Raw genomic sequence first — 23,160 nt, 5'->3', positions numbered from 1 at the left:
TACCGCACAAGATCGCAAGACGCACCACCATGGTGCGTCTTGCGATGTCCCTGACATCGTGCGAGTCATGCCCTATGGCAAATGCCTCGGTCTATCAGGGACTCCATAACCTGTCGCAGTGTTCAACATGCACTTTTTCAGCAACCACACCTTCAGGCGCTAGCCAGCACTCCTTCACTCGCGTTGATCTCCTCACTGCTCATCAACTCAATCCGCACGGGCACAGACTTGGAAGCTGGTGTATTGCTACGAGCATCACGGTGGCCCAGCGGGATCAGGTCGTTGGTCTCAGGGTAGTACGCCGCCAGGCAACCGCTAGGGATGTCATACGCCTTGAGCCTGAAGCCGGGTACGCTGCGCTCGATACCATCGTCACTGACCGTGTGCAATGTCACGCGCTGACCTTCCGACAGTCCCAGCGTTTTTAGATCCTGCGGGCTGATCATCACCGCCATGCGGGTGCCATAGACATCACGGTAGCGGTCATCGTAGGAATAGATGGTGGTATTGAACTGATCATGGCCGCGCATGGTGATCAACAGGAAAGTACTGTCGAGATCCAACGTCTGGTGCGTGACCTTGTCAAGCTCGGCTTCATCCGTCCCCAGGCCCTCGGGGAACAGGAAATTGGCGCGCTGAGTCTCGGTATGCCAGATGCGTTCACGCGGCGCGATACGAATATGAAAGCCGCCCTGCGCCAGGCGTGCGTTGTAGTCCGGGAATATCTGGGGAAAGACCGCTTCGATACGCTCACGAATGCGCGCGTAATCCGCCTGAAGCCAGTCCCAGTCGAGCGTCGGATGCGCCGGCAAGGCCGCCTTGGCCAGCTGACAGGTGATGGCGATTTCCGAGTGCATGCTCGGGTCTGCCGGCGCCATCACACCGCGCGATGGCGCCACGTTGCACATGCCATCCTCGACACTGGTGGTTTGCTCCGCGCCCTTGCCATCGGCACCGGCCTGCAGATCTCGCTCACTATGACCAAGTGTCGGCAGCACCCAGCCCTGCTTGCCGGGATGCAGGTGACTGCGATTGAGCTTGGTGGCGATGTGCACGGTCATGTCGAGCTCACGCACCTTGTCAACCACGCGCTTCTGATCAGGAATGGCACGGAAGAAATTGCCGCCCATGCCGATGAAGGCACGTACCTCTCCACGCAGGATCGCCTCACAGCATTCCGAGACATCGTGCCCCGGCGCGCGCGGGCACTGGATGTCAAAGACGCGATCGAAGGCATCGAGCATCTCATCCTTGGGCAGGTTCTCTATCCCCACCGTGCGATCGCCCTGCACGTTGGAATGCCCACGTACCGGACACGGCCCCGCCCCCGGCTTGCCGATATTGCCGCGCAGCAACAACAGATTGACGATCTGCTGGATGGTATCGCCACCGCGTGCATGCTGAGTGATGCCCATCCCCCAGCAGCAGATGACTCGCTCAGCTTCCAGATAGGTACGTCCCGCCTGCTCCAGTGACTGACGCGATAGCCCCGAGGTCTCGACCAGCGTATCCCAATCAAGCGAGCGGCAGTGATCGGCGAAGGCCTCGAACCCATGGGTATGCTGCGCGATGAAGTCGTGATCCAGATAATGCTGCGCATGAGGGTCTCGCACCTGCAGCGCATCATCCGCTTCGATCACGTACTTGCACATGGCCTGAATCGCCGCCATGTCGCCACCGATACGTACCTGGTGATACTGCGTACTGATATCCACGCCCTTGCCAGACATCATGTCCTTGGGCGACTGCGGATCAGCGAAGCTGACCAACGCCCTCTCACGCAGCGGATTGAAGGTGACGACCTCAGCGTCACGGCCACGCGCCTCGTGCAGATCGCCCAGCATGCGTGGGCTATTGGTGCCGCTATTCTGGCCGAAGATGAAGATGGCATCGGCCTGCTTGAAATCCTCCAGGTTGACCGTCGCCTTGCCGATGCCGATGGATTCCGGCAAGGCCCGCGAAGTGGTCTCGTGGCACATGTTGGAGCAATCCGGGAAGTTGTTGGTACCGTACATGCGCCCCAGCAACGAAAACAGGAACGCTGCTTCATTCGAGGTACGCCCCGAGGTGTAGAGCTCCACCTCATTGGGATCATCGTAGCCCTTGAGTCGTGCGCCAATCTCGGCATAGGCAGATTCCCAACTCACCACTTCGTAGCGATCCGAGGCTGCGTTGTAGCGCAAAGGATGCGTCAGACGGCCCTCAAGCTCGAGATGGTGGTCTGTCCACTCACGCAGTTCGCTCAGCGTGTTGTCCGCGAAGAGTTGATCACTCACGCGGGCATGTGTGGCCTCCCACGCCAGTGCTTTGGCACCGTTTTCGCAGAAGTTGGCTCCCTTCGGCTTGTCACCATTGGGCCAGGCGCAGCTGGGACACACGAAACCGTCCGGCTTGTTCATCTTCATCAGACTGGCGTGCCCCTTGATGGGCAGGTGCGCTTGCCAGATGAATTTCTCGACGGCCTTGAGCGAAGGCCAGCCACCGCCGGGGGGCGTATCCACCTGACTGCCCGCCAGCGAGCGTGAAAGCGGCGGTGCGTAAGAGCCCTTGTCACTGAATTCTGTCGCTGCAGTCAAAATGGGGTCTTCTTGCGTCGAAGACGACGACATATCAGCGTCAGACTCCGTCCGGGATTCAGTGGACATATCAGGAACTCCTGTAAAAGCTAGGACGTGGATCAGAGGGGGGCATCGCCATCTGATCCTTGGCAGTGGTGCATCAGCTGATCCATGCATCCGCCAAGGTGTCTTTTCAAGGACCGCCAACGCTGAACAGTCGTTCCCGATAACAGTATCAATACACCCCTTGAAGTTTCCCTACATCGTCACCAAGCTTATACAGACCTGACACAGGGCATGCTTCTCTTGGCTTTTTCACTTTTTCACAGACTACCGGCCGCGCATGCCTGATATGCCCACTGATGAGGACATCCTGACATGAAGACTGACATGACCGTTTTTGAAGCTTTGCGTCAAAGCCACGATGAACAACGTCGTTTGTTGAGCATGCTGGTACAGACGGAAGGTGACAGCACCCCACGTGATGACATCTTCGGACGTCTCAAGGCTGAGCTGGCCAACCATGCCGGAGCCGAAGAGCGCGCGCTGTATATCCCGATGATGGAACATGACATGACGCAGGAGAAAGCGCGTCACAGTGTGGCAGAGCACCATGAGATCGATGAGCTAGTCGAAAAGCTCGAAGCGACGGATTACAGCTCCTCTGCCTGGCTGACCACGGCCAAGCAGCTTGAGCACCTGGTGACACACCATCTGGAAGAAGAAGAGCAGGAAGTGTTCCAACTGGCAGGGCGTGCCCTTGATGACGCCACCAAGCACACGCTGGCAGAGGAATATCTCGCCGACATGAAGGCCCGCGAAAAGGCCTGATGCGTGATAGGCACAACGACACTGCTGACTGTTACGTATAAACGACAGGACTGGAGAGCATCATCTCAGTCATGAAAAGAGGGGCTGACCATGATGGCCAGCCCCTCTTGCGTTCCTACCTGAACGACGCCCTGCCCAAGCTAGCCGCGCGGCTTACTTGCGACGCGCTGGACGAGCGACTGCCCCGCGCTTGCGAGCCCCCTTCGGGCCGCCTTTGTCCTCGCGCGACTTACGGGCAGTTACCTGGGCATTCGGACGACCCACATAGCGTGCAATCCAGATGGTGTGCTTGGCACCGGCGCTGCCATGAGCGTAGACCTGCTCGGCCTTGGCCTTGAAACCTGCCTTGGAGAGACGCTGGGAGAAGCGCGGATCGGCACTCGCCGACCACACGGCCAGAATGCCGCTCGGACGTAGCGCACGAGCACACACCGCCAGCCCTTCTGCACTGTAAAGCCAGTCATTGTCGTCCGCCGTGAGTCCTTCAGGGCCGTTGTCGACATCCAGCATGATGGCATCGAAACCGGCAGGCGCTTCACGCAGCACATCGGCCACATCACGATTTTCAATGCGTGTGCGCGCATCACGGATCGGATAACCCGCCTTTTCACCCAGCGGTCCGTCATTCCAGGCCACCACCCCTGGCACCAGTTCAGCCACGACCACCTCGGCATCGGCTTTGAAATGCTTGAGCGCCGAGGCCAGCGTAAAGCCCATCCCCAGCCCGCCGATCAATACACGCTGCGAGGTGCGGCTTGCCAACAGGCGCGCTGGTATCTCCGCCAGCGCATCTTCTGAGCCATGCATGCGAGTGTTCATCAACTGACCGCCCTTGCCACTCTCGATCTTGATGACGAAATCCTCGCCATACTCAAACAGACAGAGTGAATCTGTCGTGCCGGGAATCGGAGCAGTATCAAGCAGCACAAAACGTTTCATGGCACATCCAGAACAAGAGAAAAATCAGAAGACGAGCGAAAAGTTCACCATTGCGTGACATGGCAGGCATCTGCACGACTTGAAGAGACGTTATCCTAACATTCTCTTGCTGACAGTCTCGTACGCGAGGCCGCGCATGCCAGCATGCAAGGAAAAATAGCGACCTGAGCACATCATTGCTGGCACATCTCCGCAGATTCTCTAATACTGCTTTTGAAACACATCAGACCGAGTATTCCGATCCATCGGAAATCGATAAGGGGACATTTCGATGCCGCACACACACCCAGAACAACTCACGATGATCGGTGCTTCACAGGTCGGGGAGCGTTTTCGTAACCTTCATCCTGTTGTGGCGTTGATCTCGGCGACTAGACTACTGCAATTTCTTGAGCGCGAAGGCCTGTTGATGGTTGAACATCGCCGTCTGTGCGCCGACGTCATCCGCAGCGCACTGCCCAGCCTTGAGGCCGGCCCTGGTCATGACCCTGCCAACCTTCCACCGCTGCATGGTGTGGAAAACGGTGAACTCGAGAAAATGGACGGCGAGCAAATCATCGGCAGCGCCCCTTCCGTCTCAGCAGGTGTCAGCACACCGGCCACCGTGCATGACAAGACTCAGGGTGTGGTCTCTTGATACTTGAGACCTGATGCTGGCAGTGCGCTAGAGTCCCCTGACATGCGCCTTGAGCCTGAATCAGGATCTGACAAGACCTCATGATGCACAACCAACAGTGGCCACCCTGATCGGTGGCCACTGTTGCATGGTAATACCACTTTCAATGGGCCAAGCGGTGCGCATGCCCATTGAGCACCGCCCTCTTGACCGCTTTCCCATCAAGCCTTCATAAAGGGCTGCCATTATTAATCTATTCTTATCCCTGCATTGAGAGAATTATCATCTTGCAGCACTTCCCCTGTGTTGCAACGAACGATAAATCACAGGAGATAAGCATGTCTAAACTCATACTTTCCCTGGATGGAGGGGGTATTCGTGGCGCGGCCACCACGCAATTTCTGACGCATGTTGAAAAGGCCCTGCAGTCCACCTATCAAAAATCCTTGCGCGACTGCGTCGACTTCTACGCAGGCACCAGTACAGGAAGCCTGATTGCCTTGGCGCTAGCTACAACAGATATGGATATGCAGACGATCAATCAACTGTATAGCTATGGTAATGCCAAGAAAATATTCATCAAGAATCGTGGCTTATTTGAGGTTGACGGTATCAATGCACCTAAATATGAAGCCAAAGGCAAGACCGTGACTCTCAAGAAATATCTCGGTAATGCCCGGATTAAAGATGTGCCGGAGGGCAAGCACATACTTGCGGTGACGTACGGCATCGAGAAGCGCAGACCTTACGTGATCAAATCAACCGAGGATGAGTTCCAGAACCTGCTGTCCTATCAGGTAGCAGATGCTTCAAGTGCCGCGCCCACCTACTTTCCTACCCAGGACATGAAACTTCCTCCTGATAACGAACAAGGCTGGTTGATCGATGGCGGCGTCATTGCCAACAACCCCACCATGTGCGCCATAGCCGAGGCGTGCCGCCTGTGGCCGGAATCTCCTCGCCGCGTCTTGTCAGTCGGCACGGGGACGCGTACCCGCAAGATCAATGGCCCGGAATCTCAACAATGGGGCGCGCTGCAGTGGATGCTGAAAGGCTGCATCATCGATGTGCTCTCGGATGAGAAAGTGGTGGGCTATCAAGCCATCACCATCTCGCCGCAGGGCAGCTACATCCGCGTCAATGCTGAAATGCGCCCCCAGCCAGGCTTTGATAAAACGCCTGATGATGCAATGGATGATATTAGCCAGACGAACATCAAGCGCCTGAAAGGCATGGGAGACTTCTGGTTCAGTCGATATGGCGATGCTGTCATCGAGTTGCTGAACGACAACTATGACGGCCCCTCACTGGATAGAATCGACCCGAATACCGGCATGCCAGTGGAATATCATCTCGAGTGAGCTCGCCTTGGGATCACAAGACGCAAGCCAGCGCCTTTGCTACCCTAGCGCGCTGTTCTGTGTCGCGCGTCTTTCAGCGCAGTTCTTCTAGCGCAGTTCTGTAGCAGCGCTTTAGCTTTACTCTCCGTCGTTGCTTGCGCCCTTATCGTATCCGTTATCGAGATTACTCAATGTCATCATCCCTTGGCCCGCGTGCGCGCAGCCTGGCGTTTGCGCTCTCCTTGATCGGTAGCCTGTCAGCTTCCGCACTTATGTCCCCATTGCTCACGACGACAGCCATTGCCGCTGACGACAGCATGAATTTCGACCAGCCAGAAGCCTTTGCCACATTGAAGAAGGCGGTGGGCTATTTCGATGAAATGGAGACATTGCCGGAAGATACCTGGATCAGCCGTGACCAGAACTCCGCGCGCGCCGACATGGACGATATGATCAAAGAGGCGATGGAAGCACTCGACGTACCGCAGTTGACTCAACTGCGCAGCACCTATCGCAAGGTCGAGGACAAGATCAGCGAGACACGTCAGCAGATCTCGGAGCTGAAGGAGAAACGAATTCTTGCACCGGACACTGATGTCTCGACACTTACTCGCTTCACGCCGACCGAGACGCTGCGCGAATTCACGGCCAGCACACGTGGAGACTATGATCTGCTGATTGAGGCTCACAAGAAGAATATCGTGGCCTATCAGGGCGAGCTGAAGACACTGGAAGGCACGCTGGCCGCGCGGCTGAAAGACATCGGCATTCAGCTGACACCAGACCAGGTGCAGGTGTGGTTGTCTTCTGTGGTCGGCGATGACGTACTGGACATGAGTGTCGTATTCGCGAGCATCAAGTCAGTGGCACAGCAGCTGGCTGAGTTGACCCGCGATAGTGGCGAGAATCTGGAATACGCGCGCCGCTATTACGGCATGGTTGTCATGTTGCATCGCATGATCGTGACCATGCAGGAAGACTTCATCACGCGTGTAAATGATGAGGTATTGCCAAAGTTGAAAGGCTTTGCCACAGAGGCTGAGGCCACGACCCGTGACGCCCGTTCACTCATCAAGCAAGGCGGTCAACGTGAGAGTCTGGAAAACAACATCCGCGCCAATGCCCTGACACTCAAGACCATCACTCTGTATCGCACCCTGGTCAGCGAGCAGCGTGATCGGGTCAAGCAGTCGCTGAGCCAGAGCCAACGTGAATTGGCAGTGGCGACCAACACCTACCGCACCGTCAAGCTGAGCGCGCATGTCGCCGACCTGATCCGTCAGGGCGTGAAGACGTTCGATACGCTGGCAGAGCTACAGGTGCCCGTCGCGATCAGCTTCCAGAACAGCGCGATGCGCGAGGAATTCCGCAAGTTGACTGAACGGATGCAGCAAGCGAAATAATGTCGCTATACCTGCCTGTCACACTGCTCCTGCTTGTGACACGCACTGCTAGCCACCCTCGTTACAGCTCATTCGCCCTGCTTCTCCATGGCATTCGTGGAAGCGGGGCTACTGCGCAACCGAACATCGCGCAGCTTCAGTACGGTATCAAGCGTGCGCCGCAGACGTGCTGCCTCACTGACCAGACTGTCACCCGCCAACATCCCCACGCCGAGCACCAATCCACAACGCGTGTCGCCAGGCCCGCATACCGGACTCAAGGGTCGCACGATCAGATGCTCCTTCATGAGCAACTGGGCGACTCGCTGATCATCGATACCCTCCTCAAGCTGTACACACAGGCTGATACCCCGTGTAGGGGGGGACACACTCACGACCCCCTTCACCTGACGCAACTGATCGTGCACCACCTGCTGACGCCCGAGATAATCACGCTGGATGCGCTGATACCAAGCATCGAGATCACCATCGGCGATGAATTGCGCCAACACGGCCTGGTCCAGCATTCGCCCTTCGCGGAAGACTTCACTGCGCAGACGATTCATCGGCCCGGCGAGTGCCTTGGGCACCACCAGATACCCCAGCCGCAAGCCGGGGAACATCAGCTTTGAAAATGAGCCGACCAGTAGCTGATTGTCGGATTCAGGGTCAAACAACAATGCCTGAAAGTCATCACCACTGAATTCGTAATCATCCTCGAGGATATAGGCCGGCTGGCACGCCTCACACAGCGCCATCTTGTCCTCGCGTGAGGTCGGCACACTCAGCGGGTAGTGATGCGACCCGGTGAAGTACGCCATCTGGACCGGCGCCGTTGGCAAGCGTGTCAGCTCATGCCCCGCATCCGGTCGCCACGGAATCAGATGCGGTTGAAGGCCTGCCGCCAGAAAGACATTGCGCGCCCCCCAATAACAGGGCGACTCCATCACGACATGCTGCTCGGTATCGGCCAGCGCCAGCGCACACAGCTCGATGCCATGATGTGTGCCTTCAGTGATGATGATCTGCTGGGTATCACACTCGATATTGCGCCAGCGACGCAGAAAATCGCGTATCTCACGCTTCAGCGGACCGTAACCCCCACTGGAATACGAAAGTAGTAGCGCGTTATGCGGCACCGTGACACTGGCATACAGCTGCCGCCATTTGCGCATCGGAAAGCGCGCGATATCCGGGATACCCGGCACGAAGGCACCGCTCTGAATCAGACTGGCCCCCTGGCCATCCAGCACCTTGCGGGCACGTTCAGACAACGGCAAGGGGGTAGTCACAGCTGCCTGAGACATCAGGCGCTGTGGATGATGCGGCCGTCGTGTCCAGGTGCCCTGCCCATGACCAGTATGAAGATAACCTTCTGATATCAATGACTTGATCGCCATTGCCAGTGTGTTTCTCGCCACTCCCAGCGCACTGCACAGGCTGCGATGCGATGGCAATTTCGCCCCGATAGGCCAATCGTGACGAATCACCTCAAGCAAGGCCTGCTCAAGACGCACCTGTTTCCCCAATGCCAGTGACTGGCGCGTGTAACGCTCTATCAATGGGCTGATTGCCACCTGTTCCATGACACATGCTCCTGATCACGCCGTACCGCCATCCTACGACCAAGGATATAGGCAATATTGCATTATCCAAGCGAGGCCGGGATTGGTCTAGTCAAACGTGGAATTGGTCCATTCGCAGACATCAGATCCGCTGATAGCGTGTCATCCAGGCGCTGCAGATAGACCGTCTCCCCCGGACAGCATGTACGAGCACGACTCGTGCCCACTACAGTGCTCTATAACAACTTCCAAAAGCATTCGGATGAATATTCATGAGCAACACTTCTCCTCCCGCAGAACAGCTTGTCAGAGTCCTGGCCCGTGGTGATGTACTGGCACTGGCTTTCGGTGCCATGGTCGGCTGGGGCTGGATTGTCCTGACTGGCGGCATGATTCAGGACGCCGGCAGCATGGGCGCCATCATCGCCTTCATCATTGGCGGCCTGGCCGTGGTATTGATTGGATTGACCTACGCTGAACTGGCCGCAGCAATGCCGAAGGTCGGTGGCGAGCACGTCTACAGCTATCGTGCGATGGGCCATTTCTCATCCTTCATCTGCACCTGGACCATCATCCTCGGCTATCTGAGCGTGGTGTCGTTTGAAGCAGTGGCGCTGCCGACCGTCATCGAGAATCTGGCGCCCAACTACGCCATCGGCCACATGTGGACCATCGCGGGCTGGGACGTCAAGGCAACCTGGGTAGCCGTCGGTGTCGGCGGCTCACTGGCCATGATGGCCATCAACTATGTCGGCATCAGCACCGCAGCGCTGCTACAGAAGGTCGTCACCGGCGTCATCCTCATCGCGGGGGTGTTGTTCGTGACCGGTGCGCTGTTTGAAGGCGAGGTCGCCAACATGACGCCGCTGTTCACCCAGTCAGAAGGTGGCGTGACCGCCGGTATCATCGCCGTGCTGGTACTGGTGCCCTTCCTGTTCGTCGGCTTCGACGTCATCCCGCAGGCCGCTGAAGAGATCAACCTGCCGTATAACGCCATCGGTAAGGTGCTGATGATGTCGGTCGTGCTGGCCGTGGTCTGGTATGCGCTGATCATCCTCGCTACCAGCATGGCGCTGGATCACGATGCGCTGGTCGCCAGTTCACTGAGCGTGCCGGATGCCATGGGCTCGCTGTTCAATTCTCCGTGGGCCAGCAAGCTGATGATTCTCGCGGGTATCGCCGGCATCATCACCAGCTGGAATGCCTTCTATATCGGCGGCTCGCGTGCCATCTATGCACTCGCTCACGCCGGCATGCTGCCTGCTGCACTGGGCAAGCTGCACCCGAAACACAAGACCCCGACCAACGCCGTGCTGCTGATCGGTCTGCTGTCGTGCATCGCACCATTCTTCGGGCGCCCGGCACTGGTCTGGATCGTGGATGCCGGTGGCCTGGGCATCGTCATCGCCTATCTCTTCGTCGCGCTGTCCTTCGTGATTCTGCGCGTCCGTGAGCCGAACATGCCGCGTCCGTTCCGCGTCAAGAATGGCATGGTGTGTGGCGTACTCGCCGTCATCCTGTCTTTCGCGATGGCATGTCTGTATTTACCGGGCAGTCCGTCTGCCCTCACCGGCACCGAGTGGATGATCTTCGGTGGCTGGATGCTACTGGGCCTGGTGATGTATGCCATCGCGCTCAAGCAATATGGCCGCGACTACAGTGATCGCATCATGAAACCGGCCTTTGTCGACGAGTGAGTCTGTCCTGCTTGCTCACCCTGCACGTCCCTGCAAGACGCTGTCCCATGCTCAACGTCAGCGCTTGAACGCCAAGCACTCATAAAGCAAGAGGAACTTCACATGTCCCATACCGCAGTCGAGATGTCCGCCTTCCTGAAACGCTATGTCGGTGAGGGTGTCTTCGTTCCCGCACTGATCGGTACCGAGCGACGCGAGACCGGCACCACCTTCGATGTCACCAACCCGGCCACGGGAGAGCTGTTGGCGCGCGTTGCTGAAGTCAGTGCCGACGATACGCGTGATGCCGTGGCTGCCGCTGATCTGGCCGGTCAGGCATGGAAGAAGGTCCCGGTCAAGGAACGCTCCGCGCTGCTGCGTCGCTGGTTTGATCTGGTACTGGAGCATCGTGAAGACCTCGCGCAACTGATGACGCTTGAGCAAGGCAAGCCGCTGGGCGAAGCCCGTGGCGAAGTGACCTACGGCGCCTCTTTCATCGAGTTCTTCGCGGAAGAAGCCAAGCGCATGGCCGGTGAGACACTGCCCTCCCACGGTGCTGACAAGCGTCTGATGGTGCTGCGCGAGCCGATCGGTGTTGTCGCGGCCATCACGCCGTGGAACTTCCCGCTGGCGATGATCACCCGCAAGTGTGCACCGGCCATCGCGGCGGGCTGCTCAGTGGTCATCAAGCCGGCAGAAGCGACACCGCTGACCGCACTGGCACTGGCAGACCTCGCCCTGGAAGCTGGCTTGCCGGCAGGCCTGATCAGCGTTGTCACTGCCTTGAAGCCGATCGCCATCGGTGAAGTGCTGACGACGGACCCGCGCATCCGCAAGGTGTCCTTCACGGGTTCCACGCCGGTTGGCAAGATGCTGATGGCGCAGTGTGCCTCTACCGTCAAGAAGACGGCGATGGAACTGGGCGGCAACGCCCCGTTCATCGTCTTTGATGATGCCGATGTCGATGCTGCCGTCGAAGGCGCCCTTGTCTCCAAGTTCCGCAATGCCGGTCAAACCTGCGTGTGCACCAACCGCTTCCTCGTCCAGGACGGCGTGTATGACGCCTTCGTCGAGAAACTGGCCGCACGTGTCGCTGCCATGCAGGTCGGCGATGGCCTGGTCGACGGCAACACGATCGGTCCGCTGATCAATGATGCCGCCGTCATCAAGGTGCAAAGCCATATCGACGATGCGGTCGCCAAGGGCGCGCGTCTGGTCTGTGGTGGCAAGCAGCACGCACTGGGTCACAGCTTCTTCGAGCCAAGCGTACTGGCCGATGTCACCACTGACATGCTCGTCGCGGATGAAGAAACGTTCGGCCCGCTGGCGCCGATCTTCCGCTTCAGCAAGGACGAAGAGGCCATCGCGATGGCCAATGACACACCCTTCGGTCTGGCGGCGTACTTCTACGCCAACGACTACCGTCGTATCTGGCACACGCTGGAAGCGCTGGAATACGGCATGGTCGGCGTCAATGAAGGTCTTATCTCGACTGAGCTGGCGCCCTTTGGCGGCATCAAGGAATCCGGACTGGGTCGCGAAGGCTCGCACCACGGCCTGGAAGAGTTCACCGAGCTGAAGTACGTCTGCATCGGCGGCCTGTAAGACTGCCTGTTCTTGAGTGGTAAACGTCACACGAAAATCCCCCGCATGCCACGGCGTGCGGGCACCCGACAACGAGATGGCAGGCAGCGATTCTGCCTGACGACTTTCAGGAGAATGACATGAGCACCGATACCTCCAACGGCCTGAGCAATGCACAGCTCGACGTCCTCAAGCACAAGTACGTCGCCAAGGGTGCCGTAACGGCCACACCGCAGTTCGCGGACACCGCGCTGAACGCTGAAATCTGGGATGCCGACGGCACGCGCTGGATCGATTTCGCCGGCGGCATCGGCGTACTGAACCTGGGTCACCGTCACCCGAAGATCGTCGCCGCCGTCAAGGCACAGCTCGACAAGGTCATGCACACCGCAGCCGGTGTCATCTCCTACGCGCCGTACGTGCTGCTGAGCCAGAAGCTGGCCGAGCTGACGCCGGTACGTGGCCCGGAACGCAAGACACTGCTGGTCAATTCCGGCGCGGAAGCGGTCGAGAACGCCATCAAGATCGCACGTGCCGCCACTGGCCGTAGTGGTGTCATCACCTTCGACGGCGCCTTCCACGGCCGTACCATGATGACGCTGGCGATGACAGGCAAGGTGCTGCCGTACAAGAATGACTTCGGCCCGATGCCGGGCGACATCTTCCGTGCGCCCTACCCGAATCCGATTCACGGCATCAGCGAAGAAGCGTCTCTGAACGCCATTCGCACCCTGTTCAAGACTGACATCGCACCGCATCGCACTGCCGCCATCGTCATCGAGCCGGTGCAGGGTGAAGGCGGCTTCTACATCGCCTCGCCGAGCTTCCTCACCGCGCTGCGTGAGCTGTGTGACGAGCACGGTATCCTGCTGATCGCCGATGAAGTGCAGTCCGGCTTCGCACGGACCGGCAAGCTGTTCGCGATGGAGCACAGCGGTGTCGAAGCCGACATCATGACCATGGCCAAGAGTCTGGCCAACGGCATGCCGCTGTCCGCTGTCGTCGGTACTGCCGCGCTGATGGATTCCTCTGGCCCGGGATCACTGGGCGGCACCTACAGTGGTAACCCACTGTCCTGCGCCGCGGCGCTGGCCGTCATCGACGTCATCCGTGAAGAGAACATCCTCGAGCGCAGCACTCAGATGGGTGAGCTACTGGCGGCGCGTTTCGCCAGCTGGCAAGCGCGTTTCACACACGTCGATCACTCGCGCAATCTGGGTTCCATGGCAGCGTTCGAACTGGTCGATGCCGATGGCAAGCCGGATCCGGCGGCCACTGTTGCCGTATGCGCCAAGGCCAAGGAACTGGGCCTGATTCTGCTGTCGTGTGGCTTCTACTCCAACACCATCCGCGTGCTGGTGCCGCTGACCGTCGAGCCAGAAGTGCTCGAGGAAGGCCTCACTATCATCGAGAAAGCGCTGGAAAGCCTCGCCTGATCGATTGCCTGTCGCAAGGCAATAATCGCACAAGGCAATCGCGTGAGGACAACGGTCACCTTCGGGTGGCCGTTGTGCGTTTCCAGCGCCACTCGCTGCACTGGACGGAAATCCTGGGCCGAGAAATGAATCGCAAGCTCATTACCCATCTAACCATATAGCCAATCAACCCAAGCAGCCTTTTGTGGCAACTAATTGATTACATTATGATATTCGCTGAATTTCTGCGTATTTCCGACCAATTCCCGCCATGCCACACGCCGTCGTGAACGACGGCTGCCTGAGAGAGGCCTTTCTCATCGGCAGTACCTCGAGTGACCTCTACCATGACTGACAGCAACGCCCACGACTTCAAACGCAGCATGCAGCAGCGCCACCTGGTGATGTTGTCATTGGGCGGTGTCATCGGCACCGGCCTGTTTCTCAGCTCCGGCTACACCATTCAGCAGGCAGGGCCGGCGGGCGCCGTGCTCGCCTACCTGATCGGCGGCTTAGTGGTCTACCTAGTGATGATGTGCCTCGGTGAACTGGCCGTACATCATCCGGAACCCGGCGCCTTCAGCGCCCATGCCACCCGCTATCTCGGTCCTGCCACCGGCTATACCGTCGCCTGGCTCTACTGGCTGACCTGGGCCGTGGCACTCGGCTCGGAATTCACCGCCTCCGCTGTCTTCATGGGCCGCTGGTTCCCCGGCGTCGAGCCGTGGATCTGGTGCGGCATCTTCTCGCTGATCGTGTTCGGCATGAACATCATCTCGGCGCGCTTCTTTGCTGAATCCGAATTCTGGCTATCGTTGATCAAGGTCGCTGCGGTGATCATCTTCATCGCCGTCGGGGCCGCGGCCATGTTCGGTTTCGCTCCACTGTCGGGCAACGTCGAGGCTCCGGGTATCACACGCATCCTGCAGGAAGGCGTGTTCGATCATGGTGTGATGCCGATCCTGATGACATTGCTGGCCGTCAGCTTCGCCTTCTCCGGCACCGAGTTGATCGGCATTGCCGCCGGTGAAAGCGAGAATCCAGAGAAGAACGTGCCGCTCGCGATTCGCGCGACCCTGTGGCGCCTGATCATCTTCTTCATCGGCACCATCATCGTCATCGCCGCCCTGTTGCCGCAGGACAGCGCTGGCCTCAAGGAAAGCCCCTTTGTGGCGGTCTTCCAGCTCACCGGCATTCCCTATGCGGCCGATATCATGAATTTCGTGATCATCACCGCGCTGCTGTCGGCGGCCAATTCCGGCCTCTATGCCGCCTCGCGCATGCTATGGACCCTGGCCGACCAGAAGACGCTGCCCAAGGTATTCAGTCGCGTCAATCAGCGCGGCATTCCGGTACCGGCGATTCTGGTCACCATGCTGGGCGGTCTGTTGTCGCTGTTGTCGAGTGTCTACGCTGAGGACTCACTGTATCTGGCACTGGTGTCGATTTCCGGCCTCGCCGTGGTGCTGGTGTGGATGGCAATCGCTGCCAGTCAGTTCAGCTTCCGCCGCCAGTGGCTCAAGGCCGGGCGCAGTGCCAACGAGTTGACCTATCGCACTCCGCTGTATCCCATCGTGCCCATCGCTGCCTTCCTGTTCTGTGCGCTGGCCTGCATCGGTATCGCCTTTGATCCCAACCAGCGCATTGCGCTCTACTTCGGCGTGCCCTTCGTGGCGCTGTGCTATCTGGTGCATTATCTGACACGCCGCGCTTCCGAAAACGACGCTTATGTAAACGACTCACTCTCGACTCAGCAGGAGGCCATCGATGCCCGCTAATGCCACCCTCAACCCGCTGAGTGCGATCACCGCTCACCAGCCATTCATGATCGTCGATGGCGCACTGGCCACTGAGCTTGAGCGTGCCGGCTTCGACCTCAATGACTCGCTGTGGTCGGCCAAGATCCTCGCCGATGACCCGCAGGCGATCGTCGATGTGCACCGCGCCTACTTTGATGCCGGTGCCGATGTCGCCACCACCGCCAGCTATCAGGCCACGCTCGAGGGCCTGATGGCGCGCAGCTTGAGCGAAACCCAGGCATCCGCATTGATTCAGCGCTCCATCACGCTGGCCGCGCAGGCGCGCAGTGAATATCTCGCCGCGAATCCTGAACGTCTGGACTGCCCGCCGCTGATCGCGGCCTCCGTCGGCCCCTATGGCGCCTATCTCGCTGATGGCAGCGAGTACCGTGGCGGCTACGCGCTTGACCGCGCCGGCCTGCGCGACTTCCACCGTGCCCGTCTTGCCACGCTGCTCGAGGCCAAGCCGGACATACTCGCCATCGAGACATTGCCGTGTGTCGACGAAGCGCTGGCCCTGTGTGACTTGCTGCGTGACGAGTTTCCCACTGCACGCGCCTGGATCGCCTTCAGTGCCCGCAACGCCACCGAGCTGAGCGACGGCACGCTGATTCGAGACGCCGTGCGCGCCATCGCCGACTGCGAGCAGGTCCTCGCCATCGGCGTCAATTGCACAGCGCTTGAGCACATCGAATCACTGGTCAGCGAGATTCGTAGCGAGACAGGCAAGGACATTGTCATCTATCCGAATTCGGGCGAGGTCTATGACCCAGTCACCAAGACCTGGTCGGCCGCTTGCGGTGTCTCAGTGCACCCTGATGGCCACGACCACGATCTCGCCGGCTGGACACCGCGCTGGCTGTCCGCAGGCGCCACGGCCATCGGCGGCTGCTGCCGTACCGGGCCGGACGATATCCGCGCACTGACGGACCTGCGCAAGGCGCTGAGTTGAATCAATTTGAGTTGCGCGCTAGCCAAACGCCCCGTCTGATCTCTTTAAACGCCCTGCCTGGAGAGTACAGGCGAAAGTGTTTTTTGGTGGCGTCCACGAGGCAAAATCTCTAGGATGGCCTGATAGGCGTGAGCGATTGCTCAAATTCAATTTTCCGCGATTCTCAAATGGTTGAATGATCTTTACGAGAGTTGAGTGTCGCGAGAGAGGTCAGCAGGAGAGTCCCAATGTCACAGCTCGATATCCAGGTCGCCTACGATGTGGTCTGCCCGTGGTGCTGGATAGGCAAACGCCATCTGGACGAGGCCATCGCACAACTCGATTTCAAGGATGAGGTGCGCGTCAGCTATCTGCCCTTCCAGCTCAATCCGTGGGTGCCACGTGAAGGCATGGCGCGGGCCGACTATCGCGCGCAGAAGTTCGGCAGTGTCGAGCGTGGCGAAGAGTTGGATGCCCAGGTCGCGCAAAGCGGCGCGCAGAGTGGCGTCACCTTCCGTCACTCACTGATGCAGCGCACCCCCAATTCCACCGATGCCCAGCGTATCGTCTGGCGTCAGCAGTCGGCAGGTCTGCCGGAACGTCCGCTGCTGGAAGCGCTATTTGTCGCCTACTTCCACGATGGCAAGGACGTGGGAGATAAGCAGGTACTGGCCGAGATCGCCAGCCAGTACGATGACAGCGTGAGCGTCGAGCAGGTACTCGCCTTCCTGCAATCGTCCGAAGGTGAGCAGGACGTCGCTGCCCAGCAGGAAGCGCTGCGCGAAGCCGGTATCCAGTCCGTGCCCAGCACCATCGTCGGCAAGTTCTATGTCCCCGGTGCACAGCCGGCGGAAGTGCTGGTGCAGATGCTGACCGAGGCACGTCAGCAGCAGGCGGAGTGACCCGCGACACTGTGTAGACAGGTAGCCTGAAACGACACGCCCTTCGCAAGGATGGCGTGTCGTTTTGCGTTCAGGCATAAAGGGATGGCATATAGAGAGGCAAGCCACGACACCCATACGGTGACGATGCGACAGCGACAATACGACAAAGACAATACGACAAAAACGACGACAAGGATTTCTGCATGCCGCGCCCCATCATTCTCGATTGCGATCCCGGTCACGACGATGCCATCTCGCTGATTCTGGCCCTCAGCGCAGCTGAACTTGAGGTGCTGGCGGTTACTACCAGCGCCGGTAATCAGACGCCGGACAAGACGCTCAATAACGCACTGCGCGTGCTGACCCTGCTCGGGCGTCACGATATTCCGGTGGCAGGCGGTGCGCCAAAACCGCTGGCGCGCGAGCTAATCATCGCCGACAACGTGCATGGCGAAAGCGGCCTGGACGGTCCCAAGCTACCCGACCCCGCCTTTGCACCGGTCAAGCAGACGGCTATCGAGCTGATGGCCGAGAAGGTGCGCGCATGTGAGCAGGCCGTCACCCTGGTGCCCACTGGCCCGCTGACCAATATCGCGCTGTTTCTTGCCGCTCACCCGGAGCTGCACCACAAGATCGACAGCATCGTGTTGATGGGCGGTGCGGCGGGTGTCGGCAACTGGACGCCTGCCGCCGAGTTCAACATCTTCGTTGACCCTGAAGCCGCTGACATGGTGTTCAAGTCTGGCCTGCCGATCGTGATGTGCGGCCTGGATGTCACGCATCAAGCGCAGATCATGGACGAGGATATCGAGCGCTTCCGCGCCATCGACAACCCTGCCGCACAATGCGTCGCGGAGCTGCTCGACTTCTTCATGATCTACCACCGCGACCCGAAATGGGGCTTCAGCGGTGCCCCGCTGCATGACCCGTGTACCATCGCCTGGCTGCTCAAGCCTGAGCTATTCACTGCCATCGATTGTTGGGTCGGGATCGAGACGCAAGGCGAATACACCCAAGGCATGACGGTGGTGGATCGCTACCAGCTTACCGGCAAGCCTCACACTGCCAAGGTGCTGTTCGAGATTGACCGAGAAGGATTTGTGGGATTTATCGCCAGCCAGTTGAAAGAGTATTCAAAAGCCAGATAGCGTCATGAAGCGCGCCGCTTCAGACTTAGCGTCAATAGATTCAGCGCCAATGGATCCAGCGCCAATCAACACGTGAGGCATTGCCATGCAAAACGCTCAGAGCCACGATCATGACGACGCGTTCGATTACGACTATATCGTCGTAGGTTCCGGGTTTGGCGGTTCAGTCTGTGCGCATCGCCTCACTGAGAAAGGCTATGACGTTGGCATCATGGAACAGGGCAAGCGCTGGACACCTGACAACATGCCAAGCTCCAACTGGCGTGTGAGCCGCTGGCTGTGGCGGCCGATGCTGGGCCTGCGCGGCTTTTTCACCATGAGCTTCTTTCGCCATGTCATCGTGCTGCACGGCAACGCGGTGGGCGGTGGCTCCATCACCTATGCACAAACCCTGCTCGTGCCGCCCGAGAAAGTGTGGGACAACGGCCAATGGGCGGGGCTCAACGATTGGCATGCGGTGATGCCAAGGCACTACGCCACGGCGAAGAAGATGCTTGGCGTCACCACCAATCAGATCATCGCGCCTGCGGATCTCGGCCTGAAACGCATGGCGGCGGTCGCCGGCTGCGAAGACACCTGGTACCCCACCGAGGTCGGCATCTTCTTCGGCCCCGAGGGCGAAAGCGGCACACCGGCCGCCGGTAGCGCGCATCCAGACCCCTACTTCGCTGGTGAAGGGCCTGAACGAAAAAGCTGCATCGGCTGTGGCGGCTGCATGATGGGTTGTCAGCACAACGCCAAGAACTCACTGGACAAGAACTACCTGTATCTGGCCGAGAAGCACGGCGCCAAGGTGCATGCTGAAACCAAGGTGATTGATGTCGTGCCGCTCAATGGCAAGACGGATGGAGCCGATGGCTATGTGGTGACGACGGTGCCTTCCACCTTTGCCGGGCTGACTCTTGGCAGAGGCAAGCGCACGTTCACTTGTCACTCCATCGTCTTTTCCGGCTCATCACTTGGCACGCAGGAGTTGCTGTTCACGCTAAAGGACAGGGGCTCATTGCCGAACATCTCGGCGGCACTGGGCCAGCGAGTGCGCACCAATGCGGAGTCTCTGATCAGCTGTCGTATCCCGGATAGCGAGGCCGACATGTCGAAAGGTATCGCCATCGGCTCAGGCATTCATATTGATGAATACACGCACATTGAAGCCACCCGCTACCCTGCCGGCTCTGACTTCATGGGATTGCTGTTTACCGCGATGGCCAAGGGCAAGCCCGGCTGGACACGCCCCTTCTCATGGCTGAGCGCGATGGCAAGACTCTTCGTCGCCAACCCGCTGCGCGCGGTGAAATTCCAGCTGCCGTGGAGATTCGCAAAAGAAACGATCATCTTCCTGTGCATGCAGACGGCAGATGGTCACCTCGACATGAAGCTCAAACGCCTGTGGTATTGGCCATTCCGCAAGGCGCTGGTGACTGAGGGCAAGCGCATCGCCACCTTCATTCCTGAAGCGAATGATTTCGTGACCCGTGGTGCCAAGGCCATCGGCGCCATCCCCGGCAGCAGCTTCACCGAAATACTGTTCAATATCCCGACGACAGCGCACTGCATGGGCGGCGCGGCCATGGCGGCCTCCCCCGAGGAAGGCGTCTGCGATGGCCACAATCGCGTCTTCCACTACCAGAACATGCTGATCTGCGACAGCTCAATGCTCGCCGCCAACCTCGGCGTCAATCCCAGCCTGACCATCACGGCGCTGACGGAACATGCGATGAGCCATATCCCGCGCAAGGATTGATCTGCAGGATGCGTGGTGTCGAATGTGCTGATGCGGGAAGTGCTGGTGTAGAAAGTGCTGGTGTAGAGAGAAAGCGACGGCTGGTATCATTTCCCGCCAGCGTCTCAGGCCAGGTGCGTACAACGCGCGGGATCGATCAACACGGGAGCACAGCAATGAAACGAGTGTCACTCTTCACCATGGCGAACTGCCCGCACTGCAAGACAGCGAAGCAGTATCTGGAGCAGCAGAAAATCGGCTTCCGCCTGGTGGATGTCAAATCACCGGCGGGACAGAAAGAATTCGCCAAGACAGGCTTTCGCAGTGTGCCCGTCCTGAAGATTGGCGATCAGTTCTTGAAGGGGTTCAGCGTGAAAGGCTTCAATCAGTTATATAAAGAATAAATATATCATCATCAAGTGGCATGGATTTGATTTTAACTCTCACTTTAAAATATGAAACTAAATTACATATTTCGTAGCCCAAGTTTTTAGTTAGCTTTTTTATTATAAATCAGTATTCCAATCATTGTTAATAAAACCTCCCCGAGCGTTAAAAATATTTGGCCGATATAAATACTAATCAAATAACTTAACAACATGACAAGTAAAATAACAACAATTATAAATGTGCCTACATGTAACATCTCAATACTCGTCGCCAACCCCAGTCTACCGCTCGCTGTATTGACAAAATATATGGTAATTCATATTCCATCAATACGGCAATTAACGCTGTAGCTCAGCAATCCAGATAATCTTATAAATCCGGCAATAATATAGACGTTAATACAAGTTTACACACCCTTCATCTATTTATTTTTACTTTGTACAACCTCTAATAGTTTCAACATCAATTCTTGAGTATTAATTGGGAATGCTTCTTCAGAATTATTTCCACTATTTTTCCCAGAAAACAGCTTACTAGCAGCATCAGCTTTGATAATATATTGAAATTCATCTGGTAAACTAGCAATATACAAAGGTAACGCTTGTAATTCTAGAGATGTCTGCTGATACAGGTATTGTTGAGCGCGATGTTTAGCAGATTCTTTAGCAAGATATGCAGATGGTATTGATAACACCGTTACTAATAGCAACCTAAATACCGACACCTGCCAATCAAAGGTAGAAGTAACTGTTTCCCAAAAAGAATAGCCTACTACACCAACCATTGACGTCATGAAAATAACAGATAAAACGCGTAATGTCTCTGCAGCAAATCGCTCAGAACTAGCGCTTTTCTGAAATCCAGAAACTAAACTTTTCTCAGATATTATCTCAATCAAAGCATTAACTTCTTGATTTTTTCCTTCCAAATAATTCTTACTATATTCGTAAAGCTCTTGAGCATTATTAATTTGGTTGTTAATTTTCGAATCAAGTGAGCTCGCAGATAAAGATATATTTTTGAGCTTGTTTTCTTGATCTGCTAAGGCATCGTCAATCTTTGAGCTCAACTCTCTTACTTTTCTATTTGCTTCGTTTACATCTTCTCCAAATTTATTGAAGAAATTATTGTCAATGTTATTTGGCATATTCTTCAATTCGTAATTCTCATATTCTTTAGACCCACTTGAATTATTGATTTTATTGTAATCAAACTTGAATGTATCGATATGCTTTTTTAGTTCCACTGCGTTATTGGCGAGCACCTCTCCTTTTTCTTTCACGGCAATCGGCATATTATTCAACTTTAATACGTCGCCTCCAATATTAGTAGCATAGATAGATGCATTTTTAGCATATTTCACCAAGTCCCCAAAGTCAGTGTTATCGTTATTTTCAAGTGATGAGATACGATCAAATGTTCTATCAAGACGCGAAAGCATATCGATCATATCATTTGGCAAAGATATATTTTTTAAAGAGTCAGCCAAATCCCTATATGCATTATTTAAATTTATATTTTTAATAAAAAATTCATTATATTCATCACTCATCACATCTCCCTAAATATTTCAGTCAACCCACTCATGAAATAAAGACAAATATTCATAAAAATAAAATTCTAAAATATACTTTCCCAGTATAGCTCGAGGATGGCGTGCAATACTCATGATTGCTTTCAAGAAAGCACTAGATCAGCCTCGCTGCAACTATTCATTAGAATAATGAGATCAAGCCCCTCAGCTGGCTATTTGAATGTCATAATGATCGTCATGTCTAGCGGCAGCGACGGCTTGGCCATCGAATGGGGGGCCGCTAGTATCAGCCAAGCAATACTAACCATCGTGATCATCAGGGAATGAGATCAACATGAAGAAATGGAGCATTGGCGTTGCAGTATTGCTATCCGCCACCTTGGTATCGGCGGGATGCTACGCCGAGGGTGGCATAGAATTGGCAGTGGCAGGTGAATCGTGGCTGTCGATACTGAGAAGCCATCCGGTGGAGTTGGCGTCGATGGTGGTCATGATTGGTGCGTTGCTCGTGACCATCAAAATCAGAAATCCCGCTATCTACTTCGCTCCGGCGTACCTGCAAGGCGTGCTGCCGCTGCTCAAACTGATACTGGTCGGGCCACGCTGGCTGGAGACAAGCACAACATCAGGGCTAGTGATGACACTTGGCCTGACAGTGGCAATCGAGTTGATGGTGGTGATGTTCGCGTTAACACTTCATCGCCTCTACAAGGCACGCCAAACTGTTAGCGCAAGTCAGTGATTGAGGTGCCCTTCTTCACGCTGAGACTCACTTCGCGCTGAGACTCAGGCGGATGGGGGTATTTCACCGGCAGTCATTCAGAGGTTTTATAGGCGAAGCCATC

Annotated in this window: 17 protein-coding genes and 1 pseudogene; 14 read left to right on the top strand and 4 right to left on the bottom strand. The window is 56.8% G+C overall.

Features of this window, described 5'->3' with window-relative positions:
* Positions 1–152: 152 nt before the first annotated feature.
* On the bottom strand, positions 153–2,645 hold the full coding sequence (locus CFN46_RS15860; protein ID WP_254918522.1) for an FdhF/YdeP family oxidoreductase: 2,493 nt from the start codon (positions 2,643–2,645) through the stop codon (positions 153–155).
* Between the two features lie 291 nt (positions 2,646–2,936).
* On the opposite strand from CFN46_RS15860, the gene CFN46_RS15855 reads away from it, so the two are divergent.
* The gene (locus tag CFN46_RS15855; RefSeq protein WP_339379004.1) at positions 2,937–3,389 is read left to right on the top strand and encodes a hemerythrin domain-containing protein; all 453 of its coding nucleotides are present in this window, start codon (positions 2,937–2,939) and stop codon (positions 3,387–3,389) included.
* A 270-nt stretch (positions 3,390–3,659) separates the two neighbouring features.
* Here the strand turns inward: CFN46_RS15855 and CFN46_RS15850 are convergent.
* Positions 3,660–4,328: pseudogene (locus CFN46_RS15850) on the bottom strand (spermidine synthase); the annotation flags it as partial.
* A gap of 271 nt (positions 4,329–4,599) precedes the next feature.
* Here CFN46_RS15850 and CFN46_RS15845 point away from each other — a divergent pair.
* From CFN46_RS15845 to CFN46_RS15835, 3 genes are all read left to right on the top strand, one after another.
* A complete protein-coding gene (locus CFN46_RS15845; protein ID WP_024952207.1) occupies positions 4,600–4,965 on the top strand; it encodes a hypothetical protein in 366 nt (121 codons plus the stop codon).
* 266 nt (positions 4,966–5,231) lie between these two features.
* Positions 5,232–6,305, top strand: a complete 1,074-nt coding sequence (locus tag CFN46_RS15840; RefSeq protein ID WP_217897849.1) for a patatin-like phospholipase family protein — start codon at positions 5,232–5,234, stop codon at positions 6,303–6,305.
* 170 nt (positions 6,306–6,475) lie between these two features.
* Positions 6,476–7,687 carry a hypothetical protein gene (locus tag CFN46_RS15835; RefSeq protein WP_217897848.1) on the top strand — a complete coding sequence of 404 codons (1,212 nt, stop codon included), beginning with the start codon at positions 6,476–6,478 and terminating at the stop codon, positions 7,685–7,687.
* Between the two features lie 68 nt (positions 7,688–7,755).
* Here CFN46_RS15835 and CFN46_RS15830 read toward each other — a convergent pair whose 3' ends face one another.
* Positions 7,756–9,252, bottom strand: coding sequence for a PLP-dependent aminotransferase family protein (locus CFN46_RS15830; RefSeq protein ID WP_088744123.1), 1,497 nt, complete (start codon positions 9,250–9,252; stop codon positions 7,756–7,758).
* 251 nt (positions 9,253–9,503) lie between these two features.
* Between CFN46_RS15830 and CFN46_RS15825 the strand changes: the two genes are divergently transcribed.
* The 9 genes from CFN46_RS15825 (at position 9,504) to CFN46_RS17660 (ending at position 20,795) form a co-directional block, all read left to right on the top strand.
* Positions 9,504–10,928, top strand: a complete 1,425-nt coding sequence (locus CFN46_RS15825) for an APC family permease (RefSeq protein ID WP_024952204.1) — start codon at positions 9,504–9,506, stop codon at positions 10,926–10,928.
* Positions 10,929–11,030: 102 nt separating this feature from the next.
* Complete coding sequence (locus CFN46_RS15820; protein WP_176426508.1) at positions 11,031–12,512, top strand: NAD-dependent succinate-semialdehyde dehydrogenase; 1,482 nt, start codon at positions 11,031–11,033, stop codon at positions 12,510–12,512.
* Positions 12,513–12,655: 143 nt separating this feature from the next.
* On the top strand, positions 12,656–13,927 hold the full coding sequence (gabT, locus tag CFN46_RS15815) for a 4-aminobutyrate--2-oxoglutarate transaminase (RefSeq protein ID WP_024952203.1): 1,272 nt from the start codon (positions 12,656–12,658) through the stop codon (positions 13,925–13,927).
* A 326-nt stretch (positions 13,928–14,253) separates the two neighbouring features.
* Positions 14,254–15,684, top strand: a complete 1,431-nt coding sequence (locus CFN46_RS15810) for an amino acid permease (protein ID WP_088744122.1) — start codon at positions 14,254–14,256, stop codon at positions 15,682–15,684.
* Positions 15,674–16,657, top strand: a complete 984-nt coding sequence (gene mmuM, locus CFN46_RS15805; RefSeq protein WP_088744121.1) for a homocysteine S-methyltransferase — start codon at positions 15,674–15,676, stop codon at positions 16,655–16,657. Before CFN46_RS15810 ends, mmuM begins: the two co-directional genes overlap by 11 nt.
* Positions 16,658–16,884: 227 nt before the next feature.
* Positions 16,885–17,538: a DsbA family oxidoreductase gene (locus CFN46_RS15800; protein WP_088744120.1), complete on the top strand. Its 654-nt coding sequence runs from the start codon at positions 16,885–16,887 to the stop codon at positions 17,536–17,538.
* 185 nt (positions 17,539–17,723) lie between these two features.
* The gene (rihA, locus tag CFN46_RS15795; protein WP_088744119.1) at positions 17,724–18,668 is read left to right on the top strand and encodes a pyrimidine-specific ribonucleoside hydrolase RihA; all 945 of its coding nucleotides are present in this window, start codon (positions 17,724–17,726) and stop codon (positions 18,666–18,668) included.
* Positions 18,669–18,753: 85 nt separating this feature from the next.
* Complete coding sequence (locus CFN46_RS15790; RefSeq protein ID WP_088744118.1) at positions 18,754–20,412, top strand: GMC oxidoreductase; 1,659 nt, start codon at positions 18,754–18,756, stop codon at positions 20,410–20,412.
* Positions 20,413–20,420: 8 nt separating this feature from the next.
* Entirely contained in the window at positions 20,421–20,795 is a 375-nt protein-coding gene (locus CFN46_RS17660; protein WP_217897847.1) for a glutaredoxin family protein, read from the top strand.
* A gap of 407 nt (positions 20,796–21,202) precedes the next feature.
* Here the strand turns inward: CFN46_RS17660 and CFN46_RS15780 are convergent, their stop codons facing one another.
* A complete protein-coding gene (locus CFN46_RS15780) occupies positions 21,203–22,333 on the bottom strand; it encodes a hypothetical protein (protein WP_088744116.1) in 1,131 nt (376 codons plus the stop codon).
* 316 nt (positions 22,334–22,649) lie between these two features.
* On the opposite strand from CFN46_RS15780, the gene CFN46_RS15775 reads away from it, so the two are divergent.
* The gene (locus CFN46_RS15775) at positions 22,650–23,057 is read left to right on the top strand and encodes a hypothetical protein (protein WP_088744115.1); all 408 of its coding nucleotides are present in this window, start codon (positions 22,650–22,652) and stop codon (positions 23,055–23,057) included.
* Positions 23,058–23,160 lie beyond the last annotated feature (103 nt).

The sequence above is a fragment of the Cobetia sp. QF-1 genome (assembly GCF_002213105.1).
In the GTDB taxonomy this organism is placed as follows: Bacteria; Pseudomonadota; Gammaproteobacteria; order Pseudomonadales; family Halomonadaceae; genus Cobetia; species Cobetia crustatorum.
The sequence above is the reverse complement of the archived record's forward strand: the minus strand, read 5'-3'. Positions and strand labels throughout refer to the sequence as shown.

Coding starts and splice junctions, on each gene's coding strand:
- CFN46_RS15860 (WP_254918522.1), bottom strand. CDS start 2,645: ATGTCCACTGAATCCCGGACGGAGTCTGACGCTGATATGTCGTCGTCT.
- CFN46_RS15855 (WP_339379004.1), top strand. CDS start 2,937: ATGAAGACTGACATGACCGTTTTTGAAGCTTTGCGTCAAAGCCACGAT.
- CFN46_RS15845 (WP_024952207.1), top strand. CDS start 4,600: ATGCCGCACACACACCCAGAACAACTCACGATGATCGGTGCTTCACAG.
- CFN46_RS15835 (WP_217897848.1), top strand. CDS start 6,476: ATGTCATCATCCCTTGGCCCGCGTGCGCGCAGCCTGGCGTTTGCGCTC.
- CFN46_RS15830 (WP_088744123.1), bottom strand. CDS start 9,252: ATGGAACAGGTGGCAATCAGCCCATTGATAGAGCGTTACACGCGCCAG.
- CFN46_RS15825 (WP_024952204.1), top strand. CDS start 9,504: ATGAGCAACACTTCTCCTCCCGCAGAACAGCTTGTCAGAGTCCTGGCC.
- CFN46_RS15820 (WP_176426508.1), top strand. CDS start 11,031: ATGTCCCATACCGCAGTCGAGATGTCCGCCTTCCTGAAACGCTATGTC.
- CFN46_RS15810 (WP_088744122.1), top strand. CDS start 14,254: ATGACTGACAGCAACGCCCACGACTTCAAACGCAGCATGCAGCAGCGC.
- mmuM (WP_088744121.1), top strand. CDS start 15,674: ATGCCCGCTAATGCCACCCTCAACCCGCTGAGTGCGATCACCGCTCAC.
- CFN46_RS15800 (WP_088744120.1), top strand. CDS start 16,885: ATGTCACAGCTCGATATCCAGGTCGCCTACGATGTGGTCTGCCCGTGG.
- rihA (WP_088744119.1), top strand. CDS start 17,724: ATGCCGCGCCCCATCATTCTCGATTGCGATCCCGGTCACGACGATGCC.
- CFN46_RS15790 (WP_088744118.1), top strand. CDS start 18,754: ATGCAAAACGCTCAGAGCCACGATCATGACGACGCGTTCGATTACGAC.
- CFN46_RS17660 (WP_217897847.1), top strand. CDS start 20,421: ATGCGTGGTGTCGAATGTGCTGATGCGGGAAGTGCTGGTGTAGAAAGT.
- CFN46_RS15780 (WP_088744116.1), bottom strand. CDS start 22,333: ATGAGTGATGAATATAATGAATTTTTTATTAAAAATATAAATTTAAAT.
- CFN46_RS15775 (WP_088744115.1), top strand. CDS start 22,650: ATGAAGAAATGGAGCATTGGCGTTGCAGTATTGCTATCCGCCACCTTG.